This window comes from Stagnihabitans sp., from assembly GCF_964946895.1.
This window is the reverse complement of the sequence record NZ_CBBQHX010000003.1, coordinates 175,516-191,305: the sequence shown is the minus strand read 5'-3', so window position 1 is coordinate 191,305 and position 15,790 is coordinate 175,516. Positions and strand designations below refer to the sequence as shown.

General features: G+C 65.1%; 14 protein-coding genes. 11 read left to right on the top strand and 3 right to left on the bottom strand.

Annotated elements, in window-relative coordinates; translation table 11 throughout:
* The first annotated feature begins 60 nt into the window (after window positions 1-60).
* Together carA and AC1Y2B_RS03225 are read left to right on the top strand one after the other, a co-directional pair.
* Window positions 61-1,218, top strand: coding sequence for a glutamine-hydrolyzing carbamoyl-phosphate synthase small subunit (gene carA / locus AC1Y2B_RS03230; RefSeq protein ID WP_482251614.1), 1,158 nt, complete (start codon window positions 61-63; stop codon window positions 1,216-1,218).
* A gap of 147 nt (window positions 1,219-1,365) precedes the next feature.
* Window positions 1,366-3,276: a glycosyltransferase gene (locus AC1Y2B_RS03225; protein ID WP_482251613.1), complete on the top strand. Its 1,911-nt coding sequence runs from the start codon at window positions 1,366-1,368 to the stop codon at window positions 3,274-3,276.
* A gap of 193 nt (window positions 3,277-3,469) precedes the next feature.
* On the opposite strand, the gene AC1Y2B_RS03220 is transcribed toward AC1Y2B_RS03225, so the two are convergent.
* Window positions 3,470-4,105, bottom strand: coding sequence for a GntR family transcriptional regulator (locus AC1Y2B_RS03220; protein ID WP_482251612.1), 636 nt, complete (start codon window positions 4,103-4,105; stop codon window positions 3,470-3,472).
* A gap of 80 nt (window positions 4,106-4,185) precedes the next feature.
* Between AC1Y2B_RS03220 and AC1Y2B_RS03215 the strand changes: the two genes are divergently transcribed.
* From AC1Y2B_RS03215 to AC1Y2B_RS03205, 3 genes are all read left to right on the top strand, one after another.
* The gene (locus AC1Y2B_RS03215) at window positions 4,186-4,827 is read left to right on the top strand and encodes a pyrimidine 5'-nucleotidase (protein ID WP_482251611.1); all 642 of its coding nucleotides are present in this window, start codon (window positions 4,186-4,188) and stop codon (window positions 4,825-4,827) included.
* Window positions 4,828-4,904: 77 nt separating this feature from the next.
* On the top strand, window positions 4,905-5,120 hold the full coding sequence (locus tag AC1Y2B_RS03210) for a hypothetical protein (protein WP_482251610.1): 216 nt from the start codon (window positions 4,905-4,907) through the stop codon (window positions 5,118-5,120).
* 64 nt (window positions 5,121-5,184) lie between these two features.
* Window positions 5,185-6,378: a UbiH/UbiF family hydroxylase gene (locus AC1Y2B_RS03205; RefSeq protein ID WP_482251651.1), complete on the top strand. Its 1,194-nt coding sequence runs from the start codon at window positions 5,185-5,187 to the stop codon at window positions 6,376-6,378.
* Between the two features lie 243 nt (window positions 6,379-6,621).
* Here AC1Y2B_RS03205 and AC1Y2B_RS03200 read toward each other — a convergent pair whose 3' ends face one another.
* Window positions 6,622-7,752 carry an aminotransferase class V-fold PLP-dependent enzyme gene (locus AC1Y2B_RS03200; RefSeq protein WP_482251609.1) on the bottom strand — a complete coding sequence of 377 codons (1,131 nt, stop codon included), beginning with the start codon at window positions 7,750-7,752 and terminating at the stop codon, window positions 6,622-6,624.
* Window positions 7,753-8,001: 249 nt separating this feature from the next.
* Here AC1Y2B_RS03200 and ilvC point away from each other — a divergent pair, with 249 nt between their 5' ends.
* The 3 genes from ilvC to AC1Y2B_RS03185 all read left to right on the top strand — a co-directional run bounded on the left by ilvC (window position 8,002) and on the right by AC1Y2B_RS03185 (window position 10,109).
* The gene (ilvC, locus tag AC1Y2B_RS03195; RefSeq protein ID WP_482251608.1) at window positions 8,002-9,024 is read left to right on the top strand and encodes a ketol-acid reductoisomerase; all 1,023 of its coding nucleotides are present in this window, start codon (window positions 8,002-8,004) and stop codon (window positions 9,022-9,024) included.
* Between the two features lie 220 nt (window positions 9,025-9,244).
* Entirely contained in the window at window positions 9,245-9,535 is a 291-nt protein-coding gene (locus AC1Y2B_RS03190) for a PepSY domain-containing protein (protein WP_482251607.1), read from the top strand.
* A gap of 40 nt (window positions 9,536-9,575) precedes the next feature.
* Window positions 9,576-10,109: a cytochrome b/b6 domain-containing protein gene (locus AC1Y2B_RS03185; protein WP_482251606.1), complete on the top strand. Its 534-nt coding sequence runs from the start codon at window positions 9,576-9,578 to the stop codon at window positions 10,107-10,109.
* 60 nt (window positions 10,110-10,169) lie between these two features.
* Here the strand turns inward: AC1Y2B_RS03185 and AC1Y2B_RS03180 are convergent, their stop codons facing one another.
* A complete protein-coding gene (locus AC1Y2B_RS03180; RefSeq protein WP_482251605.1) occupies window positions 10,170-11,954 on the bottom strand; it encodes a serine protease in 1,785 nt (594 codons plus the stop codon).
* 212 nt (window positions 11,955-12,166) lie between these two features.
* Here AC1Y2B_RS03180 and AC1Y2B_RS03175 point away from each other — a divergent pair, with 212 nt between their 5' ends.
* Genes AC1Y2B_RS03175 through glyS form a run of 3 tightly spaced genes read left to right on the top strand, consistent with a single transcriptional unit; the run spans window position 12,167 to window position 15,717 of the window.
* Complete coding sequence (locus AC1Y2B_RS03175) at window positions 12,167-13,123, top strand: glycine--tRNA ligase subunit alpha (RefSeq protein ID WP_482251604.1); 957 nt, start codon at window positions 12,167-12,169, stop codon at window positions 13,121-13,123.
* The gene (locus AC1Y2B_RS03170; protein WP_482251603.1) at window positions 13,120-13,608 is read left to right on the top strand and encodes a DUF6446 family protein; all 489 of its coding nucleotides are present in this window, start codon (window positions 13,120-13,122) and stop codon (window positions 13,606-13,608) included. The genes AC1Y2B_RS03175 and AC1Y2B_RS03170 overlap by 4 nt, the downstream gene beginning before the upstream one ends.
* Window positions 13,609-15,717, top strand: a complete 2,109-nt coding sequence (gene glyS / locus AC1Y2B_RS03165) for a glycine--tRNA ligase subunit beta (protein WP_482251602.1) — start codon at window positions 13,609-13,611, stop codon at window positions 15,715-15,717.
* Window positions 15,718-15,790: the final 73 nt, after the last annotated feature.

Sequence of the window (15,790 nt, the reverse complement as noted above, 5' to 3'; positions counted from 1 at the left end):
CCCCCCCAACCCTTAGGTTCCGCCCGTTTGCCGCCACCCAGGCCTCAAGGGAGTCGCCCCATGTCCAATCCGTCCGAAAAACCCACCGCCTGCCTCGCCTTGGCCGATGGCACGCTGTTCTTCGGCCGCGGCTTTGGCGCCGTGGGCGAGACCGTGGCCGAACTGGTCTTCAACACCGCGATGACCGGCTATCAGGAAATCATGACCGACCCCTCTTACGCCGGTCAGGTCGTGACCTTCACCTTTCCCCACATCGGCAACACCGGCACCACCGCCGAGGATGATGAAACCGCCCTTCCCGTTGCCGCCGGCATGGTGGTGAAATGGGACCCGACCGAACCTTCCAACTGGCGCTCCACCGGCGAGTTGCAGCAGTGGATGGCCGCCAAAGGCCGCATCGGCATCGGCGGCCTTGACACCCGCCGCCTGACCCGCGCCATCCGCCAGCAGGGCGCGCCGCATGTGGCTTTGGCGCATGATCCGTCGGGCAACTTCGACATCGGCGCGCTGGTGGCCAAGGCGCGGGCGTGGAAGGGCCTTGTCGGGCTTGATCTGGCGAAAGACGTGTCATGCACGCAATCCTACCGCTGGGATGAGAAAACCTGGGCCTGGCCCGAGGGTTACACCAAGCGCGAAGGCCCCGGTCTGCGCGTCGTGGCGATCGACTATGGCGCCAAGCGCAACATCCTGCGCTGCCTCGCCTCCTCCGGCTGCGAAGTCACCGTCCTGCCCGCCACAGCCACTGCCGAGGATGTGCTGGCGCTGAACCCCGAAGGCGTCTTTCTGTCGAACGGCCCCGGCGATCCGGCCGCCACCGGCGTCTATGCCGTGCCGATGATCCAGGGCGTGCTGAAGGCTGATCTTCCGCTGTTCGGCATCTGCCTCGGCCACCAGATGCTGGCCCTCGCCCTCGGGGCCACCACGGTGAAGATGAACCACGGCCACCACGGCGCCAACCATCCGGTCAAGGACCTGACCACCGGCAAGGTCGAAATCACCTCGATGAACCACGGCTTCACGGTGGACAGCCAGACCCTGCCCAAGGGCGTGTCCGAAACGCATGTCAGCCTGTTTGACGGCTCCAACTGCGGCATCGCCGTTGATGGCAAGCCGATCTTCTCGGTCCAGTACCACCCCGAAGCCTCGCCCGGCCCGCAGGACAGCTTCTACCTGTTCGAGCGGTTCGCCGCCGCCATCCGCGCCCGCCGCGCCGCCTGACCCGGCGCAGCGATCCGGGATCACGGCGGACTTATCCACACCCGTTGTGGCAAAGTCCGCAATTTGAGCCGTATTGGCGCCGCTGCGTTAATCCGGCCTTAACCTTTCCCCGCCGATCCTGAGCCCCTCAGGATCAAAGGGGATCGGATGTCCGCCGTCGCGCGCAAGATCAAGCTGCAGCCTGTCGGCGCACCCTATGTGCCCGGCCAGCGCGTCCTGCATCCCTACCATCCGCAATCCTACCCCATCGCCGCCCCGCCGCTGCCCGAGGCGGATCAGCGGCTGGCCATCCACCTGCTGCGCGACGGGGTCCTTGCCCCGCATGTGCTGCTGCAAGCCTTGGCCCGGCTGTCCGAACGACCGGACGGCCGGCTGATCGACCTGATGCTCGACCATGGTCTGGTGGCCGAAGACAGGCTCTACGCCGCCCTGCACCGCTTGACCGGCATCGGCCCGGCCGACCTTTCCTTGCCCCCCGACCCCCGGCTGATCGACCGTCTTGATCCCGCCTTCTGCCTGTCGTACCGGCTCTTGCCCCTGCGCAGGGTGGGCGGCGCCACCCTGATCGCCGCCGCCGACCCCGAGGCTTTTGCCCGCCACCGCGATCGTCTGGAACTGACCTTCGGCAGCATTCTGCCCGCCCTCGCCCCCACTGCGCAGATCGAGGCCGCCCTTCTTGGCGCACGCGGCCCGGTTCTGGCGCGGGCGGCGGAAACCATGGTGGCGCTGGACCAAAGTTGCCGCAGCTATCGCAAGGCCAGCCGCACCACGCTGCACGCCCTGATCGCCGCCGCCTGCGTGGCCCTGCTGGCCATCCGCCCCATCCTTGCCCTCCTGACGCTTTGGGCGGTCATTTCGCTTGGCCTTGCCACGGCGATGAAGGCGGCAGCCTTCGTGGCCTCCCTGCGCGCCAAACCGCCAGAGGCGGCCAACCCCGCGCAGCTTGCCCGCCTGCCGGTGGTTTCGGTCATGGTGGCGCTTTACCGCGAAAGCGACATTGCCGCCCGGCTGGTCCGGCGTCTGGGCAAGCTGGATTACCCGCGTGATCTGCTGGACATCGTCCTTGTCGTCGAGGAAGAGGACCACCTGACCCGCAAGGCTCTGGCCCGCGCCGATCTGCCCGGCTGGATGCGCATCGTCGTAACCCCGGCGGGCCGGGTGAAAACCAAGCCGCGGGCGCTGAACTTCGGCCTGACCCAGTGCAAGGGCTCCATCGTCGGCGTCTACGATGCCGAAGACGCGCCCGACCCCGATCAGATCCGCAAGGTCGTCGCCCGCTTCGCGCAACGCGGGCCAGAGGTGGCCTGCCTGCAAGGCGCCCTGGACTTCTACAACCCGACCAAGAACTGGCTCGCCCGCTGCTTTACCATCGAATACGCCTCGTGGTTCCGCGTCGTCCTGCCCGGCCTTGAACGCCTTGGCCTGCCCCTGCCCTTGGGCGGCACCACCCTGTTCTTCCGGCGCGAGGTCCTGGAGGCGCTTGGCGGCTGGGACGCCTATAACGTGACCGAGGACGCCGACCTTGGCATGCGTCTGGCCCGCCACGGCTACCGGACCGAAATTCTGCCCACCACCACGCTGGAGGAAGCCAACTGCCACGGCCTGCCGTGGGTCAAGCAACGCTCGCGCTGGATCAAGGGCTACATGATGACCTACCTCACCCACATGCGCAGCCCCGCAGCCCTTTACCGCGAACTTGGCCCGAAAGCCTTTGCCGGCTTCCAGATCCTGTTCCTCGGCTCGCTTTCGCAAGCCCTGCTCGCGCCGCTCCTCTGGTCGCTGTGGTTCTTCTTTCTGGGGCTTGGCCACCCGCTTGCCGGGATGATCAGCCCGGGCCTGATGACGATCCTGACCGGCTTCTTCATGGGGTGCGAACTGCTGAACATCGCCATAGGCTGCCTTGGCCTCAAACGCGCCGGCCACAAGATGTCAGTGCTCTGGGTTCCGACGCTGACCCTTTATTTCCCGCTGCAGGCCTTCGCCGCCTACAAGGCCGCATGGGAGATGCTGCACAACCCCTTCTACTGGGACAAAACCACCCACGGCGCCTTCCACTGACCTGCCCAATCCCCCGCAGCCCAACCGCATCCCGCGCACCTCCCGGGCTCCCTTAATCCGACGGGCAGACAAGCGCCTGCCCCCCGTTGGAGGGTTTTCAGCGCAGACTGGCGCGGCCCGAGGCGGGCGCGACCCGCCCTGACCAAGCGTGGCGCGGAAGATCCAGATGTTTGGCAGACCAATCCCGGCCGCTCTACCTAACCCGCAACTCCCCGGCATCGACCCGAAGCCGCGTCTCGTAAGCCTTTGAAATATGGGCCTTCAGCGCCTGATAGGCCGCGTCGCCATCCCGGGCCTCGATCGCCGCCACGATCTTGTCATGCTCGGCCAAGGCCGGCCCGTCCCGGCCCTCGGCGGCAAACGACGTGTTGGTCATCAGGGCCATCGACCGATGCACCAGATCCAATTGCTGCACCAAAAACCGGTTGTGGCTGGCCAGATGGATCTGCTTGTGAAACCGCTTGTTGGCGCGCGACAAAGCCCGCGGATCGCCGCCCAGCAGGGTCTTGTCCTCTTCGACCATCGAGCGCAGCACCCGGCATTCTTCGTCCGTCGCATGCCGCGCGGCCAACCGCGCCGCCAGCCCCTCCAACTCGGTGCGCACCGCGTACAACTCTGCCAACTGGTTGTGATCCAGGCTGGCCACGATCAGACTGCGCCCGTCGCGCGTCAGCATGGCCTGCGTCTCCAGCCGCTGCAGCGCTTCGCGCACCGGGGTGCGGCTGACGCCGAAGCGCTCGGCCAGTTCGGATTCCACCAATCGGTCGCCGGGCTTGTAAAGCCCCCCCTCGATCGCTTCCAAAATCAGCGTATAGGCATCCTTGGCCATCTTCACCCCTCATCCCTTGGCCGACCCTACCCCCGCCGCCCCCCATCGACAACCCTCGCCCGCCCCGCTACCCTTGCCCCATGCGCGCACAGTTCCACCACGTCACGACCTGGGTCTTCGACCTCGACAACACGCTCTATCCCCCGCAATTCCGCCTCTTCGACCAGATCGAGGTGAAGATGACCGCTTGGGTCATGCGCGAATTGGGCGTCGGCCGGACCGAGGCGAACCGCCTGCGCCAGCATTACTGGGACACCTACGGCACCACGCTGGCCGGTCTGATGCGCGAACATGGCGCCGACCCCGCCCCCTATCTGGAGGAGGTGCATGACATCGACTTCACCCTCCTGCCGCAGGACCCCGCCTTGGCCGAAGCGATCCGCGCCCTGCCCGGCCGCCGAATCATCTACACCAACGCCTGCGTGCCCTATGCCCAAAAGGTGCTGCAGGCGCGCGGGCTGTCCGGCCTGTTCGATGCGATCTACGGCATTGAAAACGCCGGCTTCCTGCCCAAACCCGAACGTGCCGCGTTCGAGGCGATCTTCGCCGCCGATGGTCTGAACCCCGCACAGGCTGCGATGTTCGAGGATGATCCGCGCAACCTTGCCGCCCCGCATGCCATGGGGATGCGCACCGTGCATGTCGCGCCAAAGCCGCACAAATCCCTGCACATTCACCACCATACCGACGATCTGGCGGGCTTTCTTGCAAAAGTGATCTGACCGCAGCCGCCTGCGACAGACCGTCATGCTGCATCGCGGCGAAATCCTGCTATGACGGCGCCAGAAGGAGCCACCTCATGTCCCAGACCGCCACCTACAGCCAGTTCCCCCTCGTCACCCCGCTCGTCCGCCTTGTCACCCATCGCTTTGCGCCCCTGGCCCTGCTGGTGGTGCTGCTGGTGGTCGCCCTGATCGCCGCCGTGGTCGTCTACGGCCCGGTCGCCCTGACCCTGACCGCCGTCGCGCTGGTCCCGGTGATGTTCGTTGTCCTGATCGGTTTCTCGCTGCCCTAAGCCTGCGACGCTTTAACCCTTCGCTTTGCCAGCCCATCGTCCTACATTTCCGGCAACGGAGGCGATCATGCGCAGCACATCTGACATCCTGATTTCCGGCGGCGGTGTGGCGGGCCTGACCGCCGCAGCAGCATTCGGCGCGGCCGGGTTCACCGTGACCTGCGTCGAGCCCACCCCCCCGGTGACCGAGGCGGCCGCCGCAGGGGCCGATCTGCGCACCACGGCCTTCCTGAACCCCTCCCTCCCGGTGCTGGAGGCGGCGGGCCTATGGCAGCGCCTGTTGCCCCACGCCGCCGCCCTGCAGATCATGCGGATCGTCGATGCCGGCGGCGCCGCGCAAGAACCCCGCCAGATCAAGGACTTCGACGCCGCAGAGCTGTCAGACCAACCCTTTGGCTGGAACCTGCCCAACTGGCTTTTGCGGCGCGAGATGCTGGCGCGTCTGGCCGAATTGCCCAACGTCACCTTCCTGCCGGGCCTGTCGACCACCGCCCTGATGACCCGTCAGGACAGCGCCACCGTCACCCTGTCAGACGGCCGTCAGGTCGAAGCCAAGCTGGTCATCGCCGCCGATGGCCGCAACTCCACCATGCGCGCCGCTGCCGGGATTGGTGTCAAAACCTTCCGCTACGGCCAGAAGGCGCTGACCTTTGCCGTCACCCATGCGCTGCCGCACCAGAACATCTCGACCGAGATTCACCGCACCGGCGGCCCCTTCACCCTCGTCCCCCTGCCCGATCTGGACGGCAAGCCCTGCTCTGCCGTCGTCTGGATGGAGCGCGGAGCCGAGGCGCTCCGCCTGTCCGCCCTGCCGGAGCCAGAGTTCGAGGCCGCGATCAACGCCCGCTCTTGCCAGATCCTCGGGCCGCTGACGCTGGTGTCAAAGCGGCTTCTTTGGCCGATGATCGCGCAACTGGCCCACCGGATGTCCAGCCAGCGTCTGGCCCTGATGGCCGAGGCGGCGCATGTCGTGCCGCCCATCGGCGCGCAGGGCCTGAACATGAGCCTCGCCGACCTGAAATGCCTGCTTGCCCTCGCCCAGACGATGCCCTTGGGCAGCGACCAGATGCTGCAAGCCTACCACCGCCGCCGCCACGCCGAGATCACCGCCCGTGTCTATGGCATAGACGCGCTCAACCGCGCCTCGATGGCCGAAACACCCTTCCTGCGCGACCTGCGCGCGGTCGGGCTGACCGCCCTGCACGCCATCGCCCCGGTGCGCCGCACGCTGATGAAGGCGGGTCTGGGACTGCGCTGACAGCGCTTGGCCTGCCGGCAGAGGCCTCCGGCGGCAGGATTTGGCAAGGCGCAATTGGGCCGCTTGCCGCCCCGCCTTGCCCAACTGCGCCCGGTCCCGCAGCGCGGGCACCGCGACCGCTGATTCGCAGATCATGGTTAACCCTTCGCGAAGGCCGGGCGCGTAGAGACAGAAGGAAGACGCGGGCAAGACAGAAAAAAGACCCCCGGATCCTCGGGGGTCTTTCTGGTTAAGGCAGCGATCTCAGGCGCTTAGGGCGGCATCCAGCCCAGCGGTCAGACGGGCCACGGTGGCGTCTACATCCTTGAGTTTGTCCAGCCCGAACAGGCCCAGCCGGAAGGTGCGGAAATCCGCGCCCTCACCCACCTGCAGCGGCACCCCGGCGGCGATCTGGTAACCCGCAACGCGGAACTTGGCGCCGTTCTGGATCTCGGGGTCCTCGGTATAGCTGACCACGACGCCGGGCGCCTGATAGCCCTCGGCGGCCACCGACGTGATGCCCCGCCCCGCCAGCAAGGCCCTGACCGCCCCCCCCAGAGCCCATTGCGCGGCCTTGGCCTCGGCAAAGCCAAGCGCCTTGGTTTCCAGCATCGCATCGCGCAGCCCGACGATGGCCTCAGTGGGCATCGTGGCATGGTAGGCATGGCCGCCCGCCTCGTAAGTGGCCATGATCGCACGCCATTTCTTCAGATCCAGCGCGAAGGAGTTAGAGTTGGTCTCGGCCAGACGCGCCTCGGCCCGGGGCCCCAGCACCACGATCCCGGCGGCGGGCGAGGCCGACCAGCCTTTCTGCGGCGCCGAAATCAGCACATCAACCCCAGTCGCCGCCATATCGACCCAGACGCAACCGCTGGCGATACAGTCCAGCACGAACAGCGCCCCCACCTCATGTGCAGCGGCGGCAAGTTCGGTAATATACTGATCCGGCAGGATAATTCCCGAGGATGTCTCGACATGCGGCGCGAAAACCGCCTCGGGTTTCACCTCGCGGATCTTGGCCACCACCTCTTCGATCGGCGGTGGCGCAAAAGGGGCCGGGGCGGCATTGCCCGACCGCTTGGCGAGGATCACATGGGTTTCACCGGCAAACCCGCCCGCCTCGAAAATCTGCGTCCAGCGGTAGCTGAACCAGCCGTTCCGCACGATCAGAACCTTGCCCTTGCCGAATTGCCGCGCCACGGCTTCCATGGCGTAGGTGCCACCTCCGGGGATCAGTGCGGTGGCGGTGCCCTTGTAGACCTCTTTCAACAGGCCAGAGACGTCGCGCATAACCCCCTGAAATCGCTGCGACATGTGGTTCAGCGAACGGTCGGTGAACACCACCGAGAATTCCTGCAGGCCCTGCGGGTCGATATGGTCGTGCGGCAATCTCATGCAAACTCTCCCTCGTTTGGGGCAGCCTAGCGCATTCATCCGCGCCCCAAAACCAGAATCCTGCCCAGATCTTGGAGGCAATCGGCCTGGCCCAAAGCCGGCCCGGGTTGAAAAACCACTCGCAATCCTTGACAGAACCGCCCCAAATCCCTCGGCAGCGGTTGCATCGCCGCCCAAAACCGTTAGAACCCCCGCCAAAGCCCGCGATCAGAACCCACGCGGCAGATAACTGCGAAAAAGGAGGATGCGATGCGCGTCTATTATGATCGTGACTGTGACGTAAACCTGATCAAGGAAACCAAGGTCGCCATTCTGGGCTACGGCAGCCAAGGCCACGCCCACGCGCTGAACCTGCGCGATTCGGGTGCCAAGAACCTGGTGATCGCGCTGCGTCCGGGTTCCGCCTCGGCCAAGAAAGCCGAAGCCGAGGGCCTGAAGGTCATGGACATCGCCGCCGCCGCCGCCTGGGCCGACCTGATCATGTTCACCATGCCAGACGAACTGCAGGCCGACACCTACAAGAAATACGTCCACGACAACATCCGTGACGGCGCCGCGATTGCCTTCGCCCACGGTCTGAACATCCACTTCGGCCTGATCGAGCCGAAGCCCGGCGTTGACGTCATCATGATGGCCCCCAAGGGCCCCGGCCACACCGTGCGCGGCGAATATGTCAAAGGCGGCGGCGTGCCCTGCCTCGTGGCCGTCCATCAGGACGCGTCGGGCAAGGCGATGGAGCTGGGTCTGTCCTATTGCTCCGGCATCGGTGGCGGCCGTTCGGGCATCATTGAGACCAACTTCCGTCAGGAATGCGAAACAGACCTCTTCGGCGAGCAAGCCGTTCTGTGCGGTGGTCTGGTCGAACTGATCCGCATGGGCTTCGAAACCCTGGTCGAAGCCGGTTACGAGCCGGAAATGGCCTATTTCGAATGCCTGCACGAAGTGAAGCTGATCGTGGACTTGATCTACGAAGGCGGCATTGCCAACATGAACTACTCGATCTCGAACACCGCCGAATATGGTGAATATGTCTCGGGTCCGCGGATTCTCCCCTATGCCGAAACCAAGGCCCGGATGAAAGCCGTTCTGGAAGACATCCAGTCGGGCAAGTTCGTGTCCGACTTCATGCAAGAAAATCAGGTCGGCCAGCCGTTCTTCAAGGCCACCCGTCGCCGCAATGACGAGCATCAGATCGAAAAGGTCGGTGAAAAGCTGCGCGCCATGATGCCCTGGATTTCCAAGGGCAAGATGGTCGACCGCGCGCGGAACTGATCGCCGGACGGACACCGGTAGGGTGGGGTTCAACCCCACCCTACGAGAACGACGGGCCGGAGGGAAACCTCCGGCCTTTTCCATTCACGGCTTCGTGTCACAAAACCGCAGGTCATTCAGGCAGGTGTCAGGTTCGAAGGTCAGACAGGTGGCAGGCCGGTGACGACGCCGCCGGTGACCGCAAGACCTGAAGCCCAACCAACCGAACCCGGAGTTTCCCATGATTGCCAAGCTTTCCGCCGCAGCCCTTGTTGTGATGCTTGCCGCCCCGGCCTTTGCCGGCACCACCGCCGCAACCGCGACCTGCTCGAAAAACCCCGCTTCGAGCTTCAAGCCCCAGTCGGACCTGACCGCACTGCTGAAGACGCAAGGCCTGACCGTCGTGAAGATCAAGACCGAGAATGGCTGCTATGAAGCCTATACCACGGATGCCAAAGGCAAGAAGGCCACCCTCGGCTTCAATGCCGAAACGCTGGAGCCGGTCGCCAATGCCGAAGCCGGCGAGGGCTGAGCCGCGGGTTTCGGCTGTCCCGGACGCGCATCTCCCCCCCATGATGGTGCGCGTCTGGGACCCTTTGGTGCGGCTGTTCCACTGGAGCCTTGTTCTGGGCTTTGCCGTGGCCTGGTTCAGTGCCAATCGATCCGAGGATCTGCACACCTGGGTCGGCTATGCGGCGGGCGGATTGATCCTGCTGCGGCTGATCTGGGGCATCATCGGCACCCGCTACGCACGTCTGTCCAGCTTCGTGACCGGGCCGGGGACGATCGTCCGCTACCTTGTGGCGATCCTGAAAGGCCGTGAGGCCCGCTATATTGGTCACAATCCCGCTGGTGGGGCGATGGTTCTGGCGCTGATGGCGGGTGTTCTGGGGCTGGGGGTGACCGGCTGGATGCAGTTCACCGATGCCTATTATGGCGAGGATTGGGTGACCAATCTGCATTCCCTGATCGCGCATGGTCTTTTGGTGCTGATCTTAGTGCATCTGGGCGGCGTGGCTCTGGCCAGCTTGCGGCACCACGAAAATCTGGTGCGGGCGATGATCACCGGGCGGAAGCGAAAACCACAAGGCGATGATATCGCATGAAAAAGGGCGCCCCAACCGGGCGCCCTTCAACTGTGACCGGGCCGGGCGGTCAGGTCAGGCTTACGGCCAGCACGACACCACCACCGTCATCCCGCGCGCTGCGGCATTCAAGGCATCCGGCGTGGCCTTGTCAGCCGCAGCCTTGGCGTTCAGCGTCAGGGCGGGGCCTTGGGCATTGGTCAGCGCCTCGGTCAGGTCGGCGGCGGTGGCGGCAAAGGCCACACCGGGTGGCAGTTGCTTGGCCGCAGAGCCATCGGCCGGCAGCAGCATACCGACCACCGCCCCGCTGGCATCCAGCACCGGGCCACCCGCATCACCGGGCAGGGCTTGCAGGGCCAGACGCGCCAGCCCCGTCTCGCCGTTCAGCCCCTGCCCCTCTGCCAGCGTGCCGCGCGTCAAGACTGGCGCAGGCAGGCGGTCTTCGTAGCTGTAGCCCGACACCGCCAGCCCTGCCCCAACCTCGGGCGCGGTGGCGGCGAATTCGGCCACCACCTTGGGCGACAGCGCCACATCCGGCGTCAGCACGGCGATGCCGCGTGCCTTGTCCTCAAACGTCACCTTGGCGGGCAGATTGCGCTCCAGCGTGATCGAGCCGCATTGATCCACGGCTGCCGAGGTCGTCAGCACCGCGCCCTTGGCGTCGATGAAGAAGCCCGAGCGCGAGAGTTTCGGCTTCTTGACCGCAAGCCCTTCCAGCAAGCCCCGCTTGACCGCATCGGCCAAGGGCACCAGACCCGGGTCCATGGCCTGATCGCCGCTGGACCGGAACGAGGCCTGGATCAGCGGCAGGATGCGCTGCATCTGGTCGGACTTGGCCGCATCCCAAGACAGAAGATAGCCCTTCACATTGCTGCCGACGATCTGCGCGTAGACCAGCGTCTCGATCTTGTCGTTGCGGCCCTTGATGGTGAAGGAAGTATCGCCCAAGGCACGTTCGCCGTCGGAAGGAACAATTTCCAGCGACTGCATCACATCATAAAGCCCGGCCAGACTGGCCGTGGTGCCCGGTTCCGAGATCAGCATCGCCGTGACACCGGACCCGTCCTTGCCGCCATAGCGCACGAAGGGCGGGGTGTAGCGGTCGAACTGCAGCATCGCCATCGGCAGCGAGATTTCAATCGCCGCCTCCGGTTCGGTCACGGTTTGCAGGCCAAAGACCGATTCCTCGGACTTGTACCCATCGACAAGGGTCTTGCGCTGACTGGTGGTCAGAACGCCGGTTGCTTCAAGCCCCTGCGCCGTCTGCCATTTGGCCATCGAGGTGCGGGTGGCGCCGCCGATGTTGCCGTCGACCTTGCCGTCATAAAAGCCAAACCAATGCAGTGCTGCCTGCAAATCCTGCCGGCTGGCGCTATCCAATGCCGCTTCGCTGGCTTTGGCCTGCTTGACGGTTTCATCTGGCGGTGCGGCGACAGCGGTCGTCGCGGGTGCCGTGGTGGCCGGCGCTGCGGTCGCGGGCGCAGTTGTGGCTGCCGTGCTGGCGGCGGGCGCCGGTGTGGTGGCACCTTGGGCACCCACCGGCCAGAATTGATCGCCAAAGGTCGACCCGTCCGAGATGTAGCTGTCCGCCGGGATCACGTTCTGCGCCGTCAGACTGGCCAGTTGCTGCACCGCCTGATCCGAGGTGAAGGGACCCAGTGCAATGCCATACCAGCCCGATGCCAGGTGATAGCCCTCGACCTGCGGAAACATCGCGGCATAGGCGCGGGCCCGGTCGGTGGCCGTGTTCAGGTCTGGCTGTGCTTCGATCTGCACCCAGACCTTGTCTTGGGCCACCGCAGGCTCCACAAACCACAGGGTCAGCAGCCCCAGCAGAACCCCCCAAATCCTTATCGAAATCCGCATCGTGAACGACCCTTTTTACCCGCTCTGCACCGGAAAGAGGCTCTGCGGCCCCTGCTCTGGCGTCATCCTGGCCCGACACTAACACGCCGTCCCGCAGATGCACCCCCAAATTGCCAGCCAATTGCGCGGGAAAACCGCGCAAGCTTTGGCTGGCCACATTGACCCTGTGCCCGCCCTTGCCTATGGAGAGGGCCTGTCGCGAAGAGGCTCAGATGACCGTCACCGCCCCCAACCCGCCCCGCAGCTTTCAGGAAATCATCCTGCGCCTGCAGTCCTATTGGGCCGCCCAAGGCTGCGCCGTCCTGCAGCCCTATGACATGGAGGTCGGTGCCGGCACCTTCCACCCGGCGACCACGCTGCGCAGCCTGGGCACCAAGCCTTGGGCCGCCGCCTATGTACAACCCTCGCGCCGCCCGACCGATGGCCGCTATGGGGAAAACCCCAACCGGCTGCAGCACTATTACCAGTATCAGGTCATCATCAAACCCTCGCCCGCCAACCTGCAAGAGCTGTATCTTGGCTCTTTGCGCGCCATCGGCCTTGACCCCGCCCTGCACGACATCCGCTTTGTCGAGGATGACTGGGAAAGCCCGACGCTGGGCGCCTGGGGCCTTGGCTGGGAGATCTGGTGCGACGGCATGGAAGTCTCACAATTCACCTATTTCCAGCAGGTCGGCGGCCATGACTGCCGCCCGGTCTCGGGCGAGTTGACCTATGGGCTGGAACGACTGGCCATGTATGTGCTGGGCATCGACCATGTCATGACCATGCCCTTCAACGATCCGGCCGCGCCCATCCCGCTGACCTATGGCGACATTTTCCGCCAGACCGAAGAAGAGTATTCGCGCCACAACTTCGATGGCGCCGACACCGCCCAACTGCTGCGCCATTTCGAGGATGCCGAGGCCGAATGCCAGCGCCTGCTGGACTTCCCGCCCGAGGACCCGAAATCCGGCAAGCGCATCATCATGGCCCATCCGGCCTATGACCAGACCATCAAGGCCAGCCACCTGTTCAACCTGCTCGATGCGCGCGGCGTCATCTCGGTCACCGAACGCCAAGCCTATATCGGCCGTGTCCGCGCGCTCGCCAAGAAATGTGCCGACGCTTTCCGCCTGACGGAAGCCGGCAAGGACGCAGCCATCGCTGAGACTGGGGTTTCAGCGTGAATGGCAAGCTTGTCGCAGGGTCTATCGTGCTGATCGCGGCCCTCGCGGGCATCGGGGGCTATTGGCTGCAGGAATATGCCTTTTACACCAAGGCCGATTTCACGCCGGGCCAGGAAATCCTGCTGACCCCGGTCGCCTCTGCCACACCTGAAGCGATCCCGGTCAAAGACCTGCAAGGCATCGACGCCTCCTCCTCGCCGCTGCGCTTTCGGGCCTGCTTCACCACGCAACTCAGCCTTGCCACCCTGACCGAGACTTACACGGTCTATTCCGGCCCGACCCCGCTGAACGGCCCCTCGTGGTTTTCCTGCTTCGATGCGGGCAAGATCACCGACGCGCTGGCCTCTGGCGAGGCGGTGGCCTTTCTGGCGCAAGCCAATGTCGTCCCCAATGTCGACAAGGTCGAAGTAGACCGTGTCGTTGCGGTTTTCCCCGATGGCCGGGCCTTTGCCTGGAACCAACTCGCCCCCGGCGTGGAGCAATAGATGCCTGACCTTCTGATCGAACTCTTCTCCGAGGAAATCCCGGCCCGCATGCAGGCCAAGGCCCGCGAGGATTTCAAAAAGCTGGTGACTGACGGTCTGGTCGAAGCTGGCCTGACCTATGCTTCGGCTGGCGTGTTCTCGACGCCCCGCCGCCTTGCACTGTCGATCGACGGCCTGTCGCCCGAAAGCCGCCCCGTGCGCGAAGACCGCAAGGGCCCCCGCGCCGACGCGCCCCCGGCCGCCTTGGAAGGCTTCCTGCGATCCACCGGCCTGACGCTGGAACAGCTGGAACGGCGCGAGGACAAGAAAGGTGGCGTCACCCTCTTCGCCGTCCTTGAAAAGCCCGGCCGCAAGGCACCCGAGATCATCGCCGAGGTGCTGGAAGCCACCATCCGCACCTTCCCCTGGCCCAAATCCATGCGGTGGGGCTCGGGCAATCTGCGCTGGGTCCGCCCGCTGCATTCGATCCTGTGCATTCTGGTGGACGAGGCTGGCGCGCAGATCGTGCCGCTGTCGGTCGACGGCATCGCCTCCACCAACACGACCGAAGGCCACCGCTTCCTCTCGCCGGGCCGCTTCCCGGTCACCTCGTTTGACGACTATGTGGTCAAGCTCAAACGCGCCCATGTCGTGCTGGATTCCGCGGAACGGGAGGCCGCCATCTGGCAAGGTGCCGCAAACCTCGCCTTCGCGGCAGGCTGGCAGGTGGTGGAAGACAAGGTCCTGCTGACCGAAATCGCCGGCCTCGTCGAATGGCCCGTCCCCCTGATGGGCCGCATCGGCGAAGAATTCCTGCACCTGCCGCCCGAGGTCCTGCAAACCTCGATGAAGGAACATCAGAAGTTCTTTTCCGTGCGCAACCCCAAGACCGGCCGGATCGAGGGCTTCATCACCGTCGCCAACACCGAAACCGCCGACCACGGCGCGACCATCCTGAAGGGCAACCAAAAGGTCCTGTCCGCCCGCCTGTCGGACGCCCGCTTCTTCTGGGAAAAAGACCTCCGCGTGGCGCGTGAAGGCATGACCGAATGGCTGGAAGGCCTCAAATCCGTGACCTTCCACAACAAACTTGGGTCCCAACACGCCCGCATCGACCGCATCGCCACCCTCGCCCAGCAAATCGCCCACCTCGTCGACGCCGACCCCGTCCTTGCCAAACAAGCCGCCCTGATCGCCAAAGCCGACCTGCGCTCTGCCATGGTCGGCGAGTTCCCCGAACTCCAGGGCCTGATGGGCATGTACTACGCCAAAGCCGCCGGCCTCCCCGAGGCCGTGGCCAACGCCGCCCGCGACCACTACTCCCCCCTCGGCCCGACCGATACCGTGCCAAGCGACCCGGTTTCCGTCGCGGTTGCGCTGGCCGACAAGATCGACACCCTGACCGGCTTCTGGGCGATTGATGAAAAGCCTACGGGCAGCAAAGACCCCTTCGCCCTGCGGAGAGCGGCCCTTGGGGTTATCCGCTTGGTTCTGAACAACAAACTGCGGATTGACCTGCGCGCCATTCGGATCAGTGCGGATGCGGCATTTCCGGAGTCGATCAAGTCCGGCGAAGAGGTTGCCGAAGGCGGCAAGGCGGGCGACGATAGCCTCCTCTCCTTCTTCCACGACCGCCTCAAAGTCTTCCTCAAAGACCAGGGCATCCGCCACGACCTGATCGACGCCTGCCTTGCCATGCCCGGCAATGACGACCTCACCCTCCTCGTCAAACGGGCCGAGGCATTGGCTGCGTTCCTGAAAACCGAAGACGGCCCGAACCTGCTGCAAGGCTTCAAGCGCGCCACCACCATCCTCGCCCAAGCCGAACAAAAAGATGGCGTCGAATATTCCTACGGCGCTGACATCAAGTTCGCCGAAACGCCAGAAGAACGCGACCTTTTCCTCAAACTCGACATGGCCGAGGCCACCATCGCCCCCGCCGTCGCCCGCGAAGACTTCAACGAGGCGATGTGGGCCATGTCTGCCCTGCGTGCGCCGATCGACGCCTTCTTCACCGCGGTCCAGATCAACACCGACAACGCCATCGTGCGGCGCAACCGCCTGAACCTTCTTCACCGCATCCGGGCCATCTGTTCGGGCGTGGCCGACCTGTCCAAGATCGAAGGCTGACCCCTTCATTCAGGTCCAAATATCCCACGGGGGCGCGGGGGTGTGAAACCCCCGCCGTTTCCGACGCGGGGAG